Below are 19,518 nucleotides of genomic sequence, written 5' to 3'. Positions count from 1 at the left end.
TTTCCAGGCTTGAAAGATAGATTATTCCTACTTATCGTACTTATCTCGGTTTTTGCCCAAGCACAAACCGCACGTAAATATTCCAACGAATTCATGAACATTGGTGTAGATGCTGCTGCATTTGGTATGGCCAACGCTGTGGTAGCTTCATCTAGCGACGTAAATTCTGGATATTGGAACCCCGCTGGATTAGTAAATCTCGAAGACAAACAGCTTTCCTTAATGCACGCGTCGTACTTTGCAAACATCGCTAACTACGATTATGCAGCCTTTGCAATGCCGCTAGACGACAAAAGCGCTGTAGCACTTTCTGCCATACGTTTTGGTGTGGACGATATCTTAAACACCACTCAGCTTATTGACGATGAAGGAAATATAAGATACGATCGAATTAGTAAATTCTCTACAGCAGATTATGGGTTTACATTTTCATACGCTCGAAGACTCCCTTTAGACGGTCTTAATTATGGTGTAAACGCTAAAGTGATTAGACGTGTTATCGGTGATTTCGCATCATCTTGGGGATTTGGATTGGATGCAGCTGTGCAGTTTAGAACTGAAAACTGGATGTTTGGAATAATGGCTCGAGATATTACTACAACGTTTAACGCTTGGAGCATCGACGAAGAAAAGTTTGCTGAAATACAAGGAGCCGTAGAAGGTCAAAATCAAGAGTTACCTGAAACCACCGAAATTACTATCCCAAAACTTCAATTAGGGGTAGCTCGAAAATTTGTTTATCGTCACGACTTTTCTCTTTTAGCTGAAGTGGATTTAAATTTCAGATTTGCTGAAACAAACGACATTATCTCTACTTCATTTGCGAGTATTACCCCCTCTTTAGGACTTGAATTCGCGTATATTGACATGGTTTATGTTCGAGGTGGAGTTGGTAATTTTCAAAATATTAAACAACTAGATAATTCTGACGCTGTAGGATTTCAGCCTAATATTGGCGTTGGATTTAGATATAAAGGCATACAAGTAGATTACGCATTAACTGATATTGGTGACCAAAGTGCGGCACTATATTCAAATGTGTTCTCGCTGAAATTAGATTGGGAAATTTTTAGATAATAAAATTGAACTTCTAATAAGATATTTACAAAACTAATAATCGTTTATAGGTGGTGAAAAATTACATAGTATTACTTCTTTTATTTTTTTCGGTTTCAGCAAATGCACAGTTTGCGCAATTATCTGAAGCTTCCGAAATAAGTATTATCACAATTGGTCCCGGAGCTGAACTTTACGACAAGTTTGGACATAGTGCTTTCAGGATTCAAGATAGTATCAACGGAATGGATGTAGTGTTTAACTACGGGGAATACGATTTTAACACCCCAAATTTCTACCTTAAGTTCGCTCAAGGTAAATTACTTTATCAACTAGGCGTAGATTATTACAAAAACTTCTATCCTCGTTATGTAGCGCAAAATCGCTGGATGAAAGAGCAAGTTCTAAACCTTACGCATTCTGAAAAACAAGAACTATCAGATTATCTTTGGAATAATGCTCGTCCTGAAAATAAAAAATACAAATACGACTTCTTTTATGACAACTGCGCCACTAAAATGCGCGATGTTGTTTGGACTGTACTCGGAAAACAATTGGAGTTTAATGACGATCATATCACCGAAGAACTAACTTTTAGGCAATTAATTCAGCTAAACCTTGAAGCAAATTCTTGGGGAAGTTTAGGGATAGACACAGCTCTTGGTGCTATAATAGACACAAAAGCAAAGCCGATTGAATATCAGTTCCTACCAGAATATGTATTCCAAGGAGCCGCTAACGCATATATTAATAGAAATGGAGAAAAAGTTTCATTGGTTAAAACAACCAACACTTTATACAAAAACACTCCTACTCCACCCCAAAGTAATTTCTTTTTAAGTCCACTATTTATTTTAGGACTTATTGGAGCTTTAATCGTTTTTATAACCTACAGAGACTTTAAAACAAATAAACGAAGCCGCTACTTAGACTTAATTATTTTTCTATCTACAGGTATTATAGGAATTCTACTTTTCCTTCTTTGGATTGCTACAGACCATAGTGCGACTGCCAATAACTACAATTTGTTGTGGGCTTTTCCTATTTCAATTTTCGTAATTGTAGCGGTTGCAAAAAAGGATATTTCACCAAGTATGAAGCGTTATTTTATGCTTTTATTAGTGCTTTTAAGCCTACTAACCCTTCATTGGATTACAGGCGTACAAGTTTTTGCAATTGGCCTATTGCCATTGCTAATTGCTATAGCAATTCGCTATATATTTTTAGTGTACTACGTAGGAAAGAAATAGAGAATTGAACTAATAAGAAGTAAATTATAAGCTAACATCTTTTATCAAAGCCGACATCTGTTTTGTAAGTTGCTTGCGACTAAACTTATCAACTCCCTCGGAAGAAACTTGTAAATCACCAGCCTTATACTGTTCATAAAGTCGGAGAATTTCATTTTTTAATTCATTGTCACTAGAGTAATCAAAGAATCTTCCAGATTTTGTTTCATCCACAATCGCTTCTATATCACTTTTTTGTGGCCCTAAAGCAATAATTGGACGTTTTGCAGCTAAGTATTCGAAGAGTTTTCCAGGAATTATAGCTCGAGTTTCAGCGCTATTTATTTCAACTAATAGTAGCACTTGACTTTCATTTTGCAGTTTTAAAGCTTCAGAATGTGATACATACCCTAAAAAAATGCTATTTTCATCTAGATTAAACTCAGATAGACTTTCTTTTACTTCATCACTAACTGCACCAGCAAATTTCAGTTCTAAATCCTTCTTAAAAGAAGTGTTTTTCTTACATATTTCAGCAAGTAAATACCATAGATTTTTTGGATTTCGCTCACTTAATAAAGAACCAATATGAGAAATAGAAAACTTTAAATCTCGGTTGTAGTTTACCTCTTTCGTTATATCGAAGCCGTTTGTAATTACTTCAATTGGTTTGTTTGTAATTTCCTCAAATTCTTTTTTAGTGGTAGGGCTTGTAACGGTTACAACATCTGCAGTATTTAGCACAGCAGCTTCTAATGCTTTGTGCTTTTTTTCTGAAGTTTTATTTAACCGAAGTGATTTGTGGTAATGTATCGTTGTCCAAGGATCGCGAAAATCTGCAATCCATTTTACATTTAATTCTTTCTTAAGCTGCATCCCAATTAAGTGAAGACTATGTGGAGGCCCTGTGGTGATAACAACATCTACAGCATTTTTCTCGATGTAATCTGATAAATATTTTACCGAAGGTTTCACCCATCCTACTCTAGCATCGGGAATAAAAAAATTACCGCGCACATACAGCATTAACTTTTCAATTGCAGAAGAATCTTTTTTAGGGATAATTCCACTGCTCATCTGCTTAGTTTTCTTTTTTGAAAAGAATTTAGCAAATCGATATGGTTCCTTAATAGGATGTTTTATAATCTCGACATTTGAAGGTATCTCAGCAGAGAAATTTTCATCGACTAATGGATAATTCGGATTTTCTGGGATATAAACAATTGGCTCTACGCCGAATTCTTTGAAATACTTCACGAATTTTAACCAACGCTGAACACCTGGACCGCCTGCTGGAGGCCAATAATATGTAACTATAAGAGCACGTTTCATTTACTCCTTAATTTCCTTTTTCCGAAATGTAAAATACAACCCGCTTAATAAAATTAATAGAAGAATGATACTACTTATTGTAGATATAGTACTACCTGTCTGAATTACCTTAGGCTCAAATTTGAATTCAATCTTATTATTACCTTCAGGTACAATCATAGCTCTTAATACATAATTTGCTCTAAAATATTCTGCAGGTTTCCCGTTGATATAAACATTCCATCCTTTAGGATAATAAACTTCAGAAAATATCCCTAGTTGTTCCGTTTTGGTTGAAGCTTCATACACTAAGTGATTTGGTTTGTAGCTTACAAGTTCAATAGAAGCTGTACTATCTCTAGCTACATTTTTAGCAGGTATTTTGGAAAGGAATTCCTTGTTGACTACAGCAGTCTTTTTAGTATCTAAACTATCTAAAAGTCGAATTTCCTGATCTGCATTTTCTGCCGGTTGTACGTTATCTACAAACCAAGCATTTCCATTTGCATAAGGATTTCGTTGCGCTACCGGTCCTCCATTTTTATTCTGTGCAATGATGTAACGAACATTCATCATATTCAGAATTCCAATATTTCCTTGGCTGATGTAAAACTCAAACAAATCCTGAATTTTTCCAGGCTTTGCAGCGTGGTATCCTCCTAATGCATTGTGATAAAAGCTTGCACGTGCACTGTTGAATGCATTTGTAGTAGCATCATAAACCCTGAAATGACCATCGTCTTCTAAGATTTGAATATCAGCTCCATTTTTCTGAAATGGTTCTTCAACCAATCTTGCTTGAACAAAATCATCTTCGTTTACATATCGTCTATCAACGCCAACTAAATCAACTAATACCAAAATGCAAAGTCCTGCAATTGCAATTCCTTTTTCCAAAGTTCCTTTCATAAAAAACCAAAGAACTGCAGCCGTTAAAATCACAAATATTAGTGATCGGATAGCATCAGAAGTAAAAAGGGACATTCTATCTTCACGAATTGCTTCTAAAAATGGTAATCCCATTTCCTCTCTAAAGTAACTATCATATGGACTTGCAAAATCAAAAAGTGTCGATTTAAAAAGAATAAATATCAAGGTAAGACCTCCTACAATTCCTGTAGAATACAACAATGCTTTTTTCTTTTCTTCCTCCCTTTCAAAATTATTGAAGAATTGGTGAAGCCCAACTACAGCAAGAATAGGAATGATAAGCTCTAGTATTACTTGAATAGAAGAAACAGCTCTAAACTTATTGTAAAGCGGCACGTAATCTATAAAGAACTCGGTGAGACCACTAAAGTTCTTACCCCATGAAAGCAGTAAGATTAAAATAAAAGCAGAAACAGACCACCATTTTAATCTACCTCTAACTAAAAACAGAGCCAATACGGCAAGAAATATCATAATTGCACCAATATATGCAGGTGCACCAACAAACGATTGATCTCCCCAATACATAGGTATCTGACTTAACACTTGATTTGCTTCTTGAGGTGAAGCACCCATGCGCAGTAAGACTTCAACAGTTTTTGAATCTTCAGGAAAATCTTCAGTAGAACTTCCTCCCATAAAGCGAGGGATAAATAAGTTGAAACTTTCAAGCTTTCCGTAGCTGTATTCCGTTATATAGTCATAATCCAAACCAGTTTTATTGTCTTTTGGAGTACCATTTGCATTAATAGTTAATTCCGATTTTCCACGAGTTGAAGTGTCGGCATACTCTTTTGTTGCTAGAATATTAGTTGCATTTAAACCAATGGCTATTATAACCGAAATACACATTAACCCAACAGCTTTGAAGAAATGAGGTAATTCTTTCTTTTTATATGCATCAATTAAATATACGATGCCTATAATCACTACTAAGAGCATTAAATAATATGTCATTTGGAAGTGATTTGCAGTCAACTCCAATCCCATCGCAACTGTTAAAAGCAAAAACCCCCAAAGATATTTTCGTTGAAAAGTGAGAAATATTCCGCTTAACACCAATGGCATATATGCAATAGCATGAGCTTTTGAGTTATGTCCAACCCCTAATATTATTATTAAATACGTTGAAAAACCAAAGGCTAACGCTCCTAGGAAAGCAAGTTTGTAATCTACTTTCAACACTAGGAAAAGAATATACATTCCTATAAAGTAAAGGAATAGATAATCTGCTGGTCTCGGTAAAAAACGAATAGCAAGATCTAACTCCTTTATATAGTTATTCGGGTATTTTGCACCAAGCTGATAGGTAGGCATCCCACCAAAAGCAGCGTCTGTCCAAAAAGTTTCTTCACCTGTATTTTTTCGAAAATCATTTTGCTGTTTTGCCATCCCAGTATATTGAACAATATCACTTTGGAATATTTTTTTACCTTGTAAAACTGGGTTAAAATAGGCCAAGGAAGCAACTATGAATAACACGAAAACAACTAAATGTGGAAGTAACTTTTTGTAGTTAAACTGCATAATAAGGCATGTATAATTTGAATCGGGGAAATTAGCAAAAAAATATCATTAATCTATGGCAATAAGCGAGAGTATGAAGCAAAAACAACAGCGATTTTTAATCTTGAAATAAATCTTCTTCAAGAAAATTTGGTGCAATGCCACGGTTAGAATTACTTTGTAGCCTAGATTAAATTTGAAAAAATCTACCAATTCACTTAAACAGAAACTTAATTCGGATTATTTTTCCACAATGATTCACCAATCAAAAAGTTATCTTGAGTTTTTAAGACGTTCTAAGAACAAGCACGGGGTTCACTCCCCTTTTGTGTTCAACCTTATTACGAAATGTTTTAATGATAAAACTAAACACCCTGAATACAAGATTTTAAGGCAGTATAAAAAAACTTTAAAACAAGATAAGTCTGAAATCAACATGACAGATTTCGGGCAAGGATCAAGAGTTTTTAAAGGAACAAGTAGGAAAACTTCAAGAGTAGCAAAGCAAGCTGGAATGAAATTAAAACGTCAAAAGCTTTTATTTCGCCTAGCTTCTTATTTAGAAACTAAAAATAATTTAGAACTAGGAACCTCATTAGGAATTAGCACAGCAGCCTTAGCTTTAGGCACCAAAAAAGGAAAAGTTTTAACTGTTGAAGGTTGCCCAAACACTGCTAAAAAAGCTAAAGGTTTATTTGAAGAATTTAATCTGGATAATATTCAACTTGAGCAAAACACTTTTATTAATTTTTTATCAACTCCTTCTCAAGATAAATACGACTTAATTTTTATTGATGGTGATCATAATGGGGAACGCACTTTAAAGTATTTTGAAAAGTTATTAGCTTTTACGCATAATGACACTGTAATTATTTTTGATGATATTTACTGGAGTAAAGGGATGACCGAAGCTTGGGAAGAAATTATAAAGAATGAAAAGGTTACCGTAAGTATCGACACCTTTCAATGGGGATTAGTGTTTTTTAGAAAAGAACAGCTTAAGCAACATTTTATAATTAGAGTATAAATTAGACTCACTAAAACTCGCTCAAAACATTTAAAAACAGAAGTTGTAACAGATATCTTAACTTTGCGTCCTATAGTCGAGATAAACATAGCTCCTAAATCTAGAACTAATAAAATATGAGTTTAGTAATTAAAATTCGAAATATAACTAGAGATTTTCCTTTAGGATCAGAAACCGTAAAAGTTTTAAAAGGAATAGATTTAGACATAGAACGTGGGGAATACGTAGCTTTAATGGGACCATCTGGTTCTGGGAAATCTACATTAATGAATTTACTTGGATGTTTAGACACTCCTACTTCTGGAAGCTACGAGCTTAACGGAAAAGACGTTAGCAGTATGAGTGATGATGAACTTGCCGAAATCCGAAATAAAGAAATTGGCTTTGTATTTCAAACTTTTAACTTACTACCTAGAACAACTGCTCTTGAAAATGTAGCCCTGCCAATGATATATGCAGGAGCATCAAAAGCAGCGCGTACCGAAAGAGCTAAAGAAGTGCTTACCAATGTAGGCTTAGCAGACAGAATGGACCACAAACCTAATCAGCTTTCTGGTGGACAACGACAAAGAGTTGCTGTTGGAAGAGCATTAGTAAATAGACCTTCTATTATTCTTGCTGATGAACCAACAGGAAATTTAGATTCTAAAACATCTGTAGAGATAATGAATCTTTTTAATGAAATTCACAAAGCAGGAAACACTGTTATACTAGTTACACACGAAGAAGATATTGCAGATAATGCACATAGAATTATTAGGCTTCGTGACGGAAAAGTGGAAAGCGACACTAGAAAAGAAGTTATAACAGAGCAGATATAATTTATTAAATATTACAAATATGATTGATCTTTCAAATCCTATCGTATTAATTGTTGGCGGTGTAGTTTTACTTGCATTGCTATATTTCTGGAATAAGAGCAACGCTTCTAAACTGCGTAATCGCAGAAATAAATCCTTCAGAAGCAGTTATTACGAACGTAAAAAGGAACGAGAAAAAGAAAAAGAATAGGTGATTCTACAATATAAAAATCCCCTTTAAAACTAAGTTTTAAAGGGGATTTTACTTTTAAGTTATTAAGCTGTGATTAAAACTTCACAATCTTAAAACTCTTTTCATTTCCGTTTACCACAGCCTTTAGAATGTAAGTTCCTGCTGAAAGCGAGCTAACATCTAATTGTGTTTGTTGCGATTTAGGACTCACTTTAATCAATTGCTGACCTAGTAAATTGTATAAAATCACTTCAGAAATAGTTTCATCAGATTTTAAGTTTAATTGATTTTGAACAGGGTTCGGGTAAATATTGAAATTGTTAAAGCTATAATCATTAACTGACATTGGCTCTACCACACTAACAAAATAGTCTTCCGCTTCACCGTAAGTATATTTTTCACAAGGATCAATTTCAGAATTTGATTCGAAACTATGTAATCTAATTCTAAGTCTATAATCTCCTAAATCCTGATTTGCAGGAACAGTAAATTCGTAGCTTACAAGTCCATTACTTGGGAAACCATTACCTAGTGTATTAGCAATTTCTTCATCATTTTCAAAAATTCCGTCTTGTCCAAAATCTATCCAAGCACGTACATCTTCAGTTATTGGATCTGGAGATCCAGTTTGAATTTCAATAGTATAAGTTTTTCCTTGTTCTAAATTGGCAGGAGTTACACTTGTATAATCACCATATCCATCTAAAGAGCAACCTGTTTGATTTTCAAATACTACTTCTCCATTTGCATTTTTAAAACGAACTGAACTAATAACACCATCAAAATCACAACCCACAACATATTCTGGTTCGCAATAGCAATCTGTTGGAGCATTTATACCAACACTTACCACGTTGCTTGTATCAGATTCACCTGAAAAACTACACTCTATATAGAATCTGAAATCTGTAGCTTCAGCAATTCCTTCTGAAATGATATAAACCAAAGTGTTTGAATTAGGAAGAGTTGTCCAATCATTTTGTCCTTGAGGACTACTTTCCCAATGGAAGGCTACTCCTGAAGCTTGAGTCACTCCACTAACGCTAAGTACTATTTCTGAGTTTTGACAGATAGAATCGGGCCCTACTGCTGTACCTGCATCAGGCTGACCTGAACAATCTACACTACCTATAATATCTACAGAATAATCGCGAACCATTCCCCAAGGTGCATCTGGAACACAAGGATCTACTGGCATTTGCCAATATTGTAAAAACACGCGCATACGGAAATGTCCTTCTGGAGCATCTGCAGGAATATTTAAAGTAAGACTTTTCTGCGTACCACTTACTGATCCAACAGAACCAACTATTTCATCGGTTTCAAAAGAACCGTTATTATTAAAGTCAATCCAAACTGCTACAAAATCATCGGTAGATGCTGAAGAAATTTGTGCTACATATTCAACACCAGTAGCCAACTCAACCGACTGATTTGTTCTGTCATCATAAGAGGCTGTTGGACAAGTAGTGTTTAAGTCACTTATACCCGTTCCATTTTCACCTTGTAAAACAAAATCTTTGATATAGTCACCAAATTGATTACAACCATTTGTGAAAACTGGGATACAATGACATTCATTTGCTGGTTTTACTGTAATTGTTAATGGGTCTGAATACACAGGAGAACTACTTCCGCATTGTACTACAAAACGATAATCAGTATCAGTAGTAATGCTTTGATATAAACTAAAGTTTGTTGCTCCAGCTAAGTCTTCCCAGTTACCACCAGATTCGCGGGTTTGCCATTTGTAGGTTAACCCTGATTGACCTTGAGTAGCTCCTGAAACCTCTAATAAGAAATCTATCCCTGAACAAATTTCACTAGGACCTTGAACGGTACCTGCAGAAGGTGTTCCGCTACAAGCAGCTATATCCTCACAATTACCAAACATAGAAAGAACACCATCGCCAAATTCTCCTGGACCAGGCACAAAAGTTTGAGTATTAGGGTTAAAAACATAAACTGGGTAAGTAGTATTTACATTGGTATTTGTAATTTCCATAAACCCATTAGTGTTACCTATTGAAATTTTAATTGCAACCCAATATATAGTAGTAAAAGAGTTTCCTTGAAATTCGAATGGTGAATCAAAATCTACAGTAACAGTAAGGTGATCATGATTGTTTACAATTCCATGGTTTTCAATATTTGAAGGAGTTATTCCAAGTTCTGAACCAATAAGAGTACCTGGTCCACTACCTGTATCATTATAGTAATAAACATCTACAGATTGAACTGGAATTCCAGGCTCAACCATACTATTAAAGCTTAAGCTTTCCATAGTAAAGCTTTTGTTTGCCGGAACCATTAAATCGTTGGCCATTTGTACTTCTCCCAAATTGGAATACCCATCCTCAATAACTGGGGGTGCAGAAGTAATTTGATTACAAGCTGCTGTAAACGGAGCCGGATTTAAATCTGATAATAGGGCTTTAGAATTGTTAAAAATTGATCGCTCTCCAAAGGTTGCTTTAGGAGCTTTGTCTTTCCAAGTACCAACATTATGTGGGGATTGTTGAGCACTTGCTTGCCAAAATATAGCAAGAAAAGTTACTAGAGTTAGAAGGGAGTTTTTAATCATAAAATTTAAGTTTGATTTATTGTTATTAATTTTTTGTTAAAACTAACATAAGCTGTATTTCTAAACAACAAATCGGTTAAAGATTTATCATCACTAACCTTCTTTTAACAATTAGAGTCTTATTATACGATTATAAAACTTGTGAGAACATAAGTAGTATCTTTGAAGTCTTTACTAAGCATTCCATATTTAAAGTGATAATGCTGATAGAGCTTTTTTGACAACTCAACTCTCTTAATACTAATTAAAGATGTTTTGTTTTAAACTCAAAAAAAAAACTTGTCACATATTATAAATTGCTTACTTTTGCACCCACTTAATTCAACCTCTGGCGAAAACCGCGAATGTTGCTTTAAATTAAACCCTATCAATTTAACAAAATGGAAGAGTTAATTAAATTTGTTGAAGACGAATTTGTTACAAAAAAAGAATTTCCTGAATTCGGAGCTGGAGACACTATTACTGTGTACTACGAAATCCGTGAAGGTGAAAAAACAAGAACTCAGTTTTTTAGAGGTGTTGTAATCCAAGTAAAAGGAACTGGAACTACAAAAACTTTTACAATCCGTAAAATGAGTGGAACTATTGGTGTAGAGCGTATTTTCCCAATCAATATGCCAGCACTTCAAAAAATCGAGGTTAATAAAAAAGGTAGCGTGCGTAGAGCTCGTATTTACTACTTTAGAGGCCTTACTGGAAGAAAAGCCCGTATCAAAGAAAAGCGTTCATAAGTTATTCTTTGTTGAAAACTCTCAAAAGCCCTGTTTTAACAGGGCTTTTTTTATGAACAATTGTTAACAACAGTTGTTCGTAAACAGTGGATTTTTAATGAGTTATAAATTATTGCAATACCGATAAAGAGTCTTATATTAGCAGTATCAAATAAAGTTAAAAGCTTTTTTGATAATTTAAAGTAACGTTCTTTTACACTATTCTTTTCTAATTTAGTATAAAGCTATCAACCTTAATGGATGTTTAGTTTTTAAATTTTAAAAGAGTAACTGAAAACACTTTATTAGCTTTTTTTAATTGTTTGAAGTATTCACGATCTTTAGATTATTAGTACTTAGATTAAAAAAAGTGTTGGGTAAGTTTTAAAATTTAAATTGACCTTCGGGTAAATTAAAATAGAAAAACGAAACCCATGTAAGTAAACTACAACTGCAAGAATATAATAACATTGCTTATAATATACCATAGAGTATATTGGTTGGTAAAAGTTTACATACAAGGAGCCATATCATTAGTATTTATACTTTGATATGGCTTTTCTTGTTTCTGGAAACCCTCTTATTTATCCAATATTAAAGGTGGATTTTAAATCTTTGCAAATCCTTAACTTTTAAACTACTATACTCTCTTTTAAAACCCCCACCAAATAGCTATATTTGCATTCCGAAAATTTTAGATATTTATTTCTTATAAAAAACATTTCAATGACAAATTCTTCAAAAATTATATACACCAAAACCGATGAAGCACCGGCTTTGGCAACACACTCGTTTTTACCAATAGTTGAAGCATTCACTTCACCAGCAAACATAGAAATAGAAAGTCGCGACATTTCACTGGCTGCTAGAATTCTAGCTGTATTTCCAGAAGCTCTTACTGAAGAGCAACGTGTAAGTGATGATCTTGCTTATTTAGGAAAACTTGCCAAATCTCCGGAGGCTAACATTATTAAACTTCCAAATATCAGTGCTTCTATTCCACAATTAACAGAAGCGATTGAAGAATTACAGAAGAAAGGATTTGACATTCCAAATTATCCTGAAGACCCAAAAAATTCAGAAGAAAAAGAAATAAAAGCAAAATACGACAAAGTAAAGGGAAGTGCTGTAAACCCAGTTCTTCGTGAGGGTAATAGCGACAGACGTGCTCCTAAAGCCGTAAAAAACTATGCTAAAAAACACCCGCACAGCATGGGCGCTTGGAGCAGTGACAGCAAAAGCCACGTTGCAACAATGCAAGAAGGTGACTTCTTTCACAATGAAAAATCGCTAACCTTAGCTTCAGACGATACTTTAAACATTGTATTGGTTGAAAACGACGGTAATAAAACTGTCTTAAAAGAAAACTTAAAAGTTTTAAAAGACGAAATCATCGATGCAACGGTGATGAACAAAAAAGCTTTAATTTCATTCTTAGAAGCTCAAGTTGAAGATGCAAAAGCGAAAAACGTTCTGTTTTCTGTGCATTTAAAAGCTACCATGATGAAGGTAAGCGACCCTATTATTTTCGGGTATGCTGTAAAAGTTTACTTTAAAGACCTTTTCGAAAAGCACGCTCAAACTTTTAAGGAGTTAGGTATCGACGCTAACAATGGTCTTGGAGATCTAGAAAATAAACTTTCAGAATTAGCTACAGATAAGAAAAACGAGATTCTTAACGATATTAAAAATATAATCGACAAGAATCCTGATTTAGCAATGGTAAACAGTGACAAGGGAATTACAAACCTTCACGTTCCTAGCGATGTTATTATAGACGCATCTATGCCAGCTATGATTCGTAACTCTGGTAAAATGTGGGGTCCTGACGGAAAAAGCCACGATACTAAAGCCGTAATCCCTGATAGCAGTTACGCAGGTGTGTATCAATCTACTATAGATTTCTGTATAAAACATGGTGCTTTCGATCCTACTACAATGGGAACAGTACCTAATGTTGGATTAATGGCTCAAAAAGCTGAAGAGTACGGAAGTCACGACAAAACTTTTGAAATTCCTGCAAATGGAAAAGTTCAAGTTATAAATAACTCTGGTGAAGTAATTATCGAACACACTGTTGAAGAAGGTGATATTTGGAGAATGTGTCAAGTAAAAGATTTACCGATTCAAGATTGGATTAAATTAGCAGTTTCTCGTGCTAGTGCAACAGGAAGTCCTGCTGTTTTCTGGCTAGATGAAAATCGTGCACACGATGCTGAATTAATTAAAAAAGTAAATACTTACTTACCTAATCACGATACTGAAGGTTTAGAAATAAAAATTCTTTCTCCAGAAAAAGCAACTGAATATACTCTAGAGCGCGTGAAAGCTGGTGAAGATACTATTTCAGTAACTGGAAACGTATTACGTGATTATTTAACAGACCTTTTCCCTATTTTAGAATTAGGAACTAGTGCTAAAATGCTTTCTATCGTTCCTTTAATGAACGGAGGAGGATTATTTGAAACTGGAGCTGGAGGTTCTGCACCTAAACACGTTGACCAATTTTTAGAAGAAAACCATTTACGTTGGGATTCTCTAGGAGAGTTTTTAGCTTTAGCTGTTTCTTTAGAACATCTTGGAACTAAAAATAACAATCAAAAAGCAATAGTTTTAGCTGAAGCTTTAGATGAAGCAACTGAAAAATATTTAGACAATAGTAAGTCTCCTTCACGTAAGGTTAAAGAAATTGACAATCGCGGAAGTCACTTCTATTTAGCTATGTATTGGGCAGAAGCACTTTCTAAGCAAGATAAGGACCAAGAATTGAAAGATATATTCACTCCAATTGCTGAACAATTAAATGAAAACGAGAACAAAATCAATGAAGAATTGACAATGGTTCAAGGACATTTAGTTGATATAGGTGGTTATTACGAGCCGACTGAAAAATTAGTATTTGAGGCTATGCGACCAAGCAAAACTTTTAATAATATACTTTCAGAAATAAATTAAGATTATAAATCGTTATAAAACCTTCAGCATTGCTGAAGGTTTTTTTATACCTAATAATATTTAAATTGAAAAAAATACTCGCATTTATATTTTTCTTTACAAGTGTTGTAATCTTCGCTCAAGAAAAATTCACACTTAGTGGGACTGTTTCAGAAGCAAGTTCTGGCGAAACACTTTTTGGAGTAAATGTTATTATTCCCGAATTACAAACTGGAACAGTAACTAATCAATATGGATATTATTCAATTACACTTCCTAAAGGGAATTATAATGTCACCTATAGTAATATAGGGTTCGCATCCCAAACTGTTGATGTTGCTCTTTCAGAAAATATAAAGTTAGATTTAGAACTTGCTACAGATACTGAAAACTTAGATGAAGTGGTTATTAAAGCAAATGCAGAAAACTTAAGTGTTCGCAGTTCTCAAATGAGCGCAAACACTCTCTCATCGGGAACAATTAAAAAAATCCCAGTGGTTTTAGGTGAAGTTGACGTTATAAAAGCCATTACATTACTTCCTGGAGTTACCAGTGCGGGTGAAGGAGCTAGCGGTTTTAATGTTCGGGGTGGCGCGTCTGATCAAAATTTAATATTATTAGACGAAGCTACCATTTATAATTCCTCACATTTATTTGGTTTCTTTTCTGTATTCAATCCAGATGCTATTAAAGACCTTACATTGTATAAAGGGGGAATTCCTGCTCGTTATGGAGGAAGAGCATCTTCAGTTTTAGATATTTATCAAAAAGATGGTAATAAACGAGAATATCACGCAAGTGGAGGAATTGGTTTAGTTGCAAGCAGATTATTATTAGAAGGCCCTATAAAAAAAGACAAAGCTTCTTTTTTGATTGGAGGCCGAAGTAGTTATGCACACTTATTTCTTCCTTTATTTGATAACGATAACATTGCTTACTTCTACGATCTAAATACAAAACTAAGCTATAATATTAACGACAATAATCGCCTTTTCCTATCCGGATATTTTGGAAGAGATGTTTTTGAAATTTCAGATAGTTTTACAAATAACTTTGGAAACACAACTTTAAATCTTCGTTGGAATCACCTTTATTCCGATAAGTTATTTTCAAATTTATCTTTAATCTACTCAGATTATTATTACGGACTAGCACTGAAATTTGTTGAGTTCGATTTTGATAGTGGTATTCGTAATTTCAACTTGAAATACGATTTCACACATTATATATCAAATAATATTGATTTGCGTTACGGACTAAATAGTATTTACTACAAGTTTAATCCAGGAGATGTAAATCCAACCACGGAAGATTCAGGAATTAATCCTTTTAAGCTAACCGATAAATACGCATGGGAGAACGCAGCTTACGTGGATGCTAAAATAGATTTTTCCGATAAAATTTCTGTACAAGCTGGACTTCGACTATCTACTTTTAATCGTTTAGGACAAGATAAATTGTTTCTTTATGAAAACAACAATCCTTTAAATTACGATTCTAATCTTAAGATATACCGAAAAGCAAAACCTATCGATACCGTATCATATAGCAGAAGTGAAACAATTAAATCTTTTATAAACTTAGAACCTCGATTTTCTATTTCCTATTTATTAAATGAAAATTCTTCTATAAAGGCGAGTTACAATAGGATGTCGCAATATATTCACCTAATAAGTAACACCACCTCTCCTACTCCTTTTGATATTTATGCACCAAGTGGAAAGTATATTGACCCACAATTGGCAGATCAGGTGGCTTTGGGATATTTCAGAAATTTTAAAAATTATTCATTAGAGGTTGAAACATTTTATAAGGAAGTAAAAAACAGACTAGACTATATTGATGATGCCGATTTAATTGCAAATAATGCCATTGAGCAAATTTTATTAAACGGGGTAGCAAGAGCTTATGGATTAGAGGTCTTATTCAAAAAAACAACTGGTAGATTTCAAGGTTGGCTAGCTTATACATTGTCTAAAAGTGAACAAAGAACACCTGGGCGTACGGAATTTGAAAGCGGCATTAATAATGGTGAATGGTATAATAGTCCGTGGGATAAATCGCATGATATATCGGTTACAGGACAATATGAACTTTCAAAAAAATGGTCTTTTGGTGCCAATTTTATTTTCCAAACAGGGATACCAACCACTTATCCAGAAGGACAATATGAATATAACGGAATGGTTGTTCCTGTTTATGAAGCCCGTAATAGTAGTCGTCTATCTCCGTTTCATCGTTTAGATTTATCAGCCACTTGGACTCCAAAACCTGAAAGTACAAAACGCTGGAAAGGCGAATGGGTGTTTAGCGTCTATAACGCTTACAATCGTAAAAATGCAGCGTCTATTAGATTTAGCGAAAATACAGATATCGGAAAAAATGAAGCGGTTAGACTATCTATATTTGGTATAATTCCGTCAGTTACTTATAATTTCAAATTTTAATACTATGAAGAAAATATATCTATTAGTTTTTTTCTTCGGAATTCTTACTTCTTGTCAAGATGTTATAGATGTTGAGCTTAATGACGCTCCTCCCCGATTAGTTATTGAAGCCAATATTAATATTCTAGAAGATGGCTCTTCATTAAGTAGTTTGGTGAAACTTACAACTACAGCTCCATTTTTTGATAATGTTGTCCCTATAGTTGAAGATGCAATTGTGCTAATTACAGATGAAAATGGAGTTGAATATCCGTTCGAATACCGCGGTCAAGGACTTTATCAAGGAACGTTTCTACCACAAGAAGACATAGACTATTCCCTTAAAATAATTTACAACGACGAAGTTTATACAGCTACAACACAACTTCAAACAACAGCTACCTTAGAATATGTTAATCAGCGTGACGATGGAGGTTTTAGTGGAGAGGATATCGAACTAAAAGTCTTTTTTAATGATCCTATAGACGAAGAGAATTTTTATTATTTTACCGGAATTACTGAAAAAGGGACTGTACGTAGTGTTTATAACGATGAGTTTTCTAACGGAAATTTAAATTTTGGTTATTTTGTAGTAGAAGACTTAGCTCCTGGAGATAGTGTTATTTTTAATCTTTATGGTGTTGATGAAGACTTTTATAATTATATGTTTGTTCTTTTACAACAAACCGGTGGAGGGGGCGGTCCTTTTGACACGCAACCAGCTACTGTAAGAGGAAATATAATTAATGAAACAAATCCTGAAAATTATCCGCTTGGATATTTTAGAATATCTGAAGTATCTATACTTAATTATACAGTTCAATAAAATTAATATTAGCCTTAACTTTATAGATGAATTTTTTAAAAACCACTGAATCAGATTCAAAATACAATCATTTAGAAAAAATGAGTGTACAAGAACTGCTTCAAAATATAAATAACGAAGACAAAACAGTAGCTTTTTCTGTTGAGAAGGCGCTACCTGAAATAGAAGCTTTAACCGAAAAGGTAGTTGAAAAATTAAATACTGGTGGTAGATTATTCTATATTGGAGCAGGAACAAGCGGTAGATTAGGGATTGTAGATGCTAGTGAGTGTCCTCCTACCTTTGGGGTATCTCCCGATTTGGTTATTGGGTTAATCGCGGGAGGAGATTCAGCAATACGAAACGCTGTTGAATTTGCTGAAGATTCTGAAAACCAAGGATGGGAAGATCTTAAAAAAGAAAATATTACTGAAAAAGATATTGTAATTGGTATCGCTGCTTCTGGAACAACACCTTATGTTATTGGTGCCTTAGAGAAGTGTAATAAAAATAATATTGCTACAGGTTGTATCACTTGTAATGAAGGAAGTCCTTTAGCCTTAACTACACAATTTCCAGTAGTTGTTACTGTAGGTCCAGAATTTGTTACAGGAAGTTCACGTATGAAGGCTGGTACAGCCCAGAAACTTATTTTAAATATGATTTCAACTGCTACAATGATTCAGTTAGGACGAGTTAAGGGGAATAAAATGGTAGATATGCAATTGAGCAATAATAAACTGGTAGATCGAGCTATTAAGATGATTACTGCTGAACTAAATATCTCAAATGAAGAAGCTGAAAAACTACTAGCGAAATATAAGAATGTTAGAAACGTATTAAACAATTATCACAATGAGTAAAGGACACACAGATTTTAATTTATTAAAAAAAGGATTAAAATATATGGCAATTGCCTTGCCATTACTGTTTTTAGGTCCTTATTTACTCACTTTAGCATTTTTGAATAAAGACACTAATATTATCTATATGATTCTTCCAGTCGCTCTTATTACTTGTGTAGGAGCAATATTCTTATGTTTTAAAGGTATAAATACAATCATGAAATCTATATTTTAAAATTGTATTCATTTATGACAGTAGTTATTCTAACTGTTATAACTGCTTATTTTATATAAGAAGATAAAGTTTACATATTTAAAAGAGGCCACTATATCTGTATAGTGGCTTTTTTAATTTTAAACTAGTGGTTTAACGCTGAAGAATAGTGGCTGAACTATTATCGTTATGCTAATATCTCTATATAATATAAGTATGCTTCCTGTAATTACAGTTTAGAACAAAGAAGTTATAATCACCTTAACTAATAATAAGGCTTCCTAAAAAGGAAGGCGACTTGAGGAGTTAAAAACGGTTCTTGCAGGGTTACTTTGGTAACGCTGCAATCACCACCCACGCTGTGGGAGTATAGGAAGTTTTCAGTTTAGGGCAAAAAAAGTTTTAATCCCTCCAGTACTAAAAGGTTTACAAAAAAGGAAGTCGGCTTGAGGAGTTAAAAACGGTTCTTGCAGGGTTACTTGGGTAACGCTGCAATCACCACCCACGCTGTGGGAGTATAGGTCGTTCTATTTATAACTTTAGGAAAGCAACTTTCAAATAAAAGGAAGAAGGACAATCTCCTAAAAGATTAAATTGGTAATTTGTTATTTCAGTTTATTGCAAAAAAAAACCTTCATCAAGTAAATGATGAAGGTTTTAAAGGAAGGCGGCGACCTACTCTCCCACAGGATTGCAGTACCATCGGCGCAAACGGGCTTAACTTCTCTGTTCGGAATGGTAAGAGGTGAGCCCCGTCGCTATAACCACCTTAGTTTTAAGTTAGGAGCAAAGCTAAGCTTGACTCTTAACTTCTAGCCATCGGCTAGAAAATATCGTGACATATTGTAATGTAAACAATAGGAAAAAAGTGAATTTACTACTATAAAGAGTTGCGTTCCCCGCCGAGGCGGGGAAAGCGATGTACATAAGCTTATGGGCTATTAGTAT

14 protein-coding genes and 1 rRNA gene are annotated in these 19,518 nt (G+C 34.2%); 11 read left to right on the top strand and 4 right to left on the bottom strand.

Annotated features, from left to right (window positions below; translation table 11 throughout):
• The first annotated feature begins 9 nt into the window (after positions 1–9).
• Together G3A46_RS11325 and G3A46_RS11320 are read left to right on the top strand one after the other, a co-directional pair.
• Complete coding sequence (locus G3A46_RS11325) at positions 10–1,077, top strand: PorV/PorQ family protein (protein ID WP_165149882.1); 1,068 nt, start codon at positions 10–12, stop codon at positions 1,075–1,077.
• Positions 1,078–1,130: 53 nt separating this feature from the next.
• Positions 1,131–2,306, top strand: coding sequence for a DUF4105 domain-containing protein (locus G3A46_RS11320; protein ID WP_241836890.1), 1,176 nt, complete (start codon positions 1,131–1,133; stop codon positions 2,304–2,306).
• A gap of 24 nt (positions 2,307–2,330) precedes the next feature.
• On the opposite strand, the gene G3A46_RS11315 is transcribed toward G3A46_RS11320, so the two are convergent.
• Together G3A46_RS11315 and G3A46_RS11310 are read right to left on the bottom strand one after the other, a co-directional pair.
• On the bottom strand, positions 2,331–3,617 hold the full coding sequence (locus G3A46_RS11315; RefSeq protein ID WP_165149880.1) for a glycosyltransferase family 4 protein: 1,287 nt from the start codon (positions 3,615–3,617) through the stop codon (positions 2,331–2,333).
• Complete coding sequence (locus G3A46_RS11310) at positions 3,618–6,053, bottom strand: YfhO family protein (RefSeq protein ID WP_165149879.1); 2,436 nt, start codon at positions 6,051–6,053, stop codon at positions 3,618–3,620.
• Between the two features lie 232 nt (positions 6,054–6,285).
• On the opposite strand from G3A46_RS11310, the gene G3A46_RS11305 reads away from it, so the two are divergent.
• The 3 genes from G3A46_RS11305 to G3A46_RS11295 all read left to right on the top strand — a co-directional run bounded on the left by G3A46_RS11305 (position 6,286) and on the right by G3A46_RS11295 (position 8,070).
• Positions 6,286–7,059, top strand: a complete 774-nt coding sequence (locus tag G3A46_RS11305) for a class I SAM-dependent methyltransferase (RefSeq protein ID WP_165149878.1) — start codon at positions 6,286–6,288, stop codon at positions 7,057–7,059.
• Between the two features lie 116 nt (positions 7,060–7,175).
• Positions 7,176–7,880 (top strand): ABC transporter ATP-binding protein, encoded by a 705-nt coding sequence (locus G3A46_RS11300; protein ID WP_139856431.1) that lies wholly within the window; start codon positions 7,176–7,178, stop codon positions 7,878–7,880.
• Positions 7,881–7,899: 19 nt separating this feature from the next.
• Positions 7,900–8,070, top strand: coding sequence for a hypothetical protein (locus tag G3A46_RS11295; protein WP_165149877.1), 171 nt, complete (start codon positions 7,900–7,902; stop codon positions 8,068–8,070).
• A gap of 76 nt (positions 8,071–8,146) precedes the next feature.
• On the opposite strand, the gene G3A46_RS11290 is transcribed toward G3A46_RS11295, so the two are convergent.
• Positions 8,147–10,636, bottom strand: coding sequence for a GEVED domain-containing protein (locus G3A46_RS11290; protein WP_165149876.1), 2,490 nt, complete (start codon positions 10,634–10,636; stop codon positions 8,147–8,149).
• A 380-nt stretch (positions 10,637–11,016) separates the two neighbouring features.
• Between G3A46_RS11290 and rplS the strand changes: the two genes are divergently transcribed.
• From rplS to G3A46_RS11260, 6 genes are all read left to right on the top strand, one after another.
• The gene (rplS, locus tag G3A46_RS11285) at positions 11,017–11,367 is read left to right on the top strand and encodes a 50S ribosomal protein L19 (protein WP_165149875.1); all 351 of its coding nucleotides are present in this window, start codon (positions 11,017–11,019) and stop codon (positions 11,365–11,367) included.
• Between the two features lie 705 nt (positions 11,368–12,072).
• Positions 12,073–14,301 carry an NADP-dependent isocitrate dehydrogenase gene (locus G3A46_RS11280; protein WP_165149874.1) on the top strand — a complete coding sequence of 743 codons (2,229 nt, stop codon included), beginning with the start codon at positions 12,073–12,075 and terminating at the stop codon, positions 14,299–14,301.
• 65 nt (positions 14,302–14,366) lie between these two features.
• Positions 14,367–16,727 (top strand): TonB-dependent receptor, encoded by a 2,361-nt coding sequence (locus G3A46_RS11275; protein WP_165149873.1) that lies wholly within the window; start codon positions 14,367–14,369, stop codon positions 16,725–16,727.
• A 4-nt stretch (positions 16,728–16,731) separates the two neighbouring features.
• Positions 16,732–17,532 carry a DUF4249 family protein gene (locus G3A46_RS11270; protein WP_165149871.1) on the top strand — a complete coding sequence of 267 codons (801 nt, stop codon included), beginning with the start codon at positions 16,732–16,734 and terminating at the stop codon, positions 17,530–17,532.
• 26 nt (positions 17,533–17,558) lie between these two features.
• A complete protein-coding gene (gene murQ, locus G3A46_RS11265) occupies positions 17,559–18,374 on the top strand; it encodes an N-acetylmuramic acid 6-phosphate etherase (RefSeq protein WP_165149869.1) in 816 nt (271 codons plus the stop codon).
• The gene (locus G3A46_RS11260; RefSeq protein ID WP_139856424.1) at positions 18,367–18,591 is read left to right on the top strand and encodes a DUF6095 family protein; all 225 of its coding nucleotides are present in this window, start codon (positions 18,367–18,369) and stop codon (positions 18,589–18,591) included. The genes murQ and G3A46_RS11260 overlap by 8 nt, the downstream gene beginning before the upstream one ends.
• A 641-nt stretch (positions 18,592–19,232) precedes the next feature.
• Here the strand turns inward: G3A46_RS11260 and rrf are convergent.
• A 5S ribosomal RNA gene (gene rrf / locus G3A46_RS11255) occupies positions 19,233–19,342 on the bottom strand.
• Between the last annotated feature and the right edge of the window lie 176 nt (positions 19,343–19,518).

Source organism: Aequorivita sp. KMM 9714 (assembly GCF_011065475.1).
Lineage (GTDB): Bacteria > Bacteroidota > Bacteroidia > Flavobacteriales > Flavobacteriaceae > Aequorivita > Aequorivita sinensis.
Note: the sequence above shows the minus strand (reverse complement) of the source record. Positions and strands in the feature narration are given on the sequence as shown.

What these genes read in the sequence shown, in the direction of transcription:
- G3A46_RS11295 (WP_165149877.1), top strand. Translation starts at nt 7,900, where the DNA reads ATGATTGATCTTTCAAATCCTATCGTATTAATTGTTGGCGGTGTAGTT.
- G3A46_RS11300 (WP_139856431.1), top strand. Translation starts at nt 7,176, where the DNA reads ATGAGTTTAGTAATTAAAATTCGAAATATAACTAGAGATTTTCCTTTA.
- G3A46_RS11280 (WP_165149874.1), top strand. Translation starts at nt 12,073, where the DNA reads ATGACAAATTCTTCAAAAATTATATACACCAAAACCGATGAAGCACCG.
- murQ (WP_165149869.1), top strand. Translation starts at nt 17,559, where the DNA reads ATGAATTTTTTAAAAACCACTGAATCAGATTCAAAATACAATCATTTA.
- G3A46_RS11310 (WP_165149879.1), bottom strand. Translation starts at nt 6,053, where the DNA reads ATGCAGTTTAACTACAAAAAGTTACTTCCACATTTAGTTGTTTTCGTG.
- rplS (WP_165149875.1), top strand. Translation starts at nt 11,017, where the DNA reads ATGGAAGAGTTAATTAAATTTGTTGAAGACGAATTTGTTACAAAAAAA.
- G3A46_RS11290 (WP_165149876.1), bottom strand. Translation starts at nt 10,636, where the DNA reads ATGATTAAAAACTCCCTTCTAACTCTAGTAACTTTTCTTGCTATATTT.
- G3A46_RS11270 (WP_165149871.1), top strand. Translation starts at nt 16,732, where the DNA reads ATGAAGAAAATATATCTATTAGTTTTTTTCTTCGGAATTCTTACTTCT.
- G3A46_RS11315 (WP_165149880.1), bottom strand. Translation starts at nt 3,617, where the DNA reads ATGAAACGTGCTCTTATAGTTACATATTATTGGCCTCCAGCAGGCGGT.
- G3A46_RS11260 (WP_139856424.1), top strand. Translation starts at nt 18,367, where the DNA reads ATGAGTAAAGGACACACAGATTTTAATTTATTAAAAAAAGGATTAAAA.
- G3A46_RS11305 (WP_165149878.1), top strand. Translation starts at nt 6,286, where the DNA reads ATGATTCACCAATCAAAAAGTTATCTTGAGTTTTTAAGACGTTCTAAG.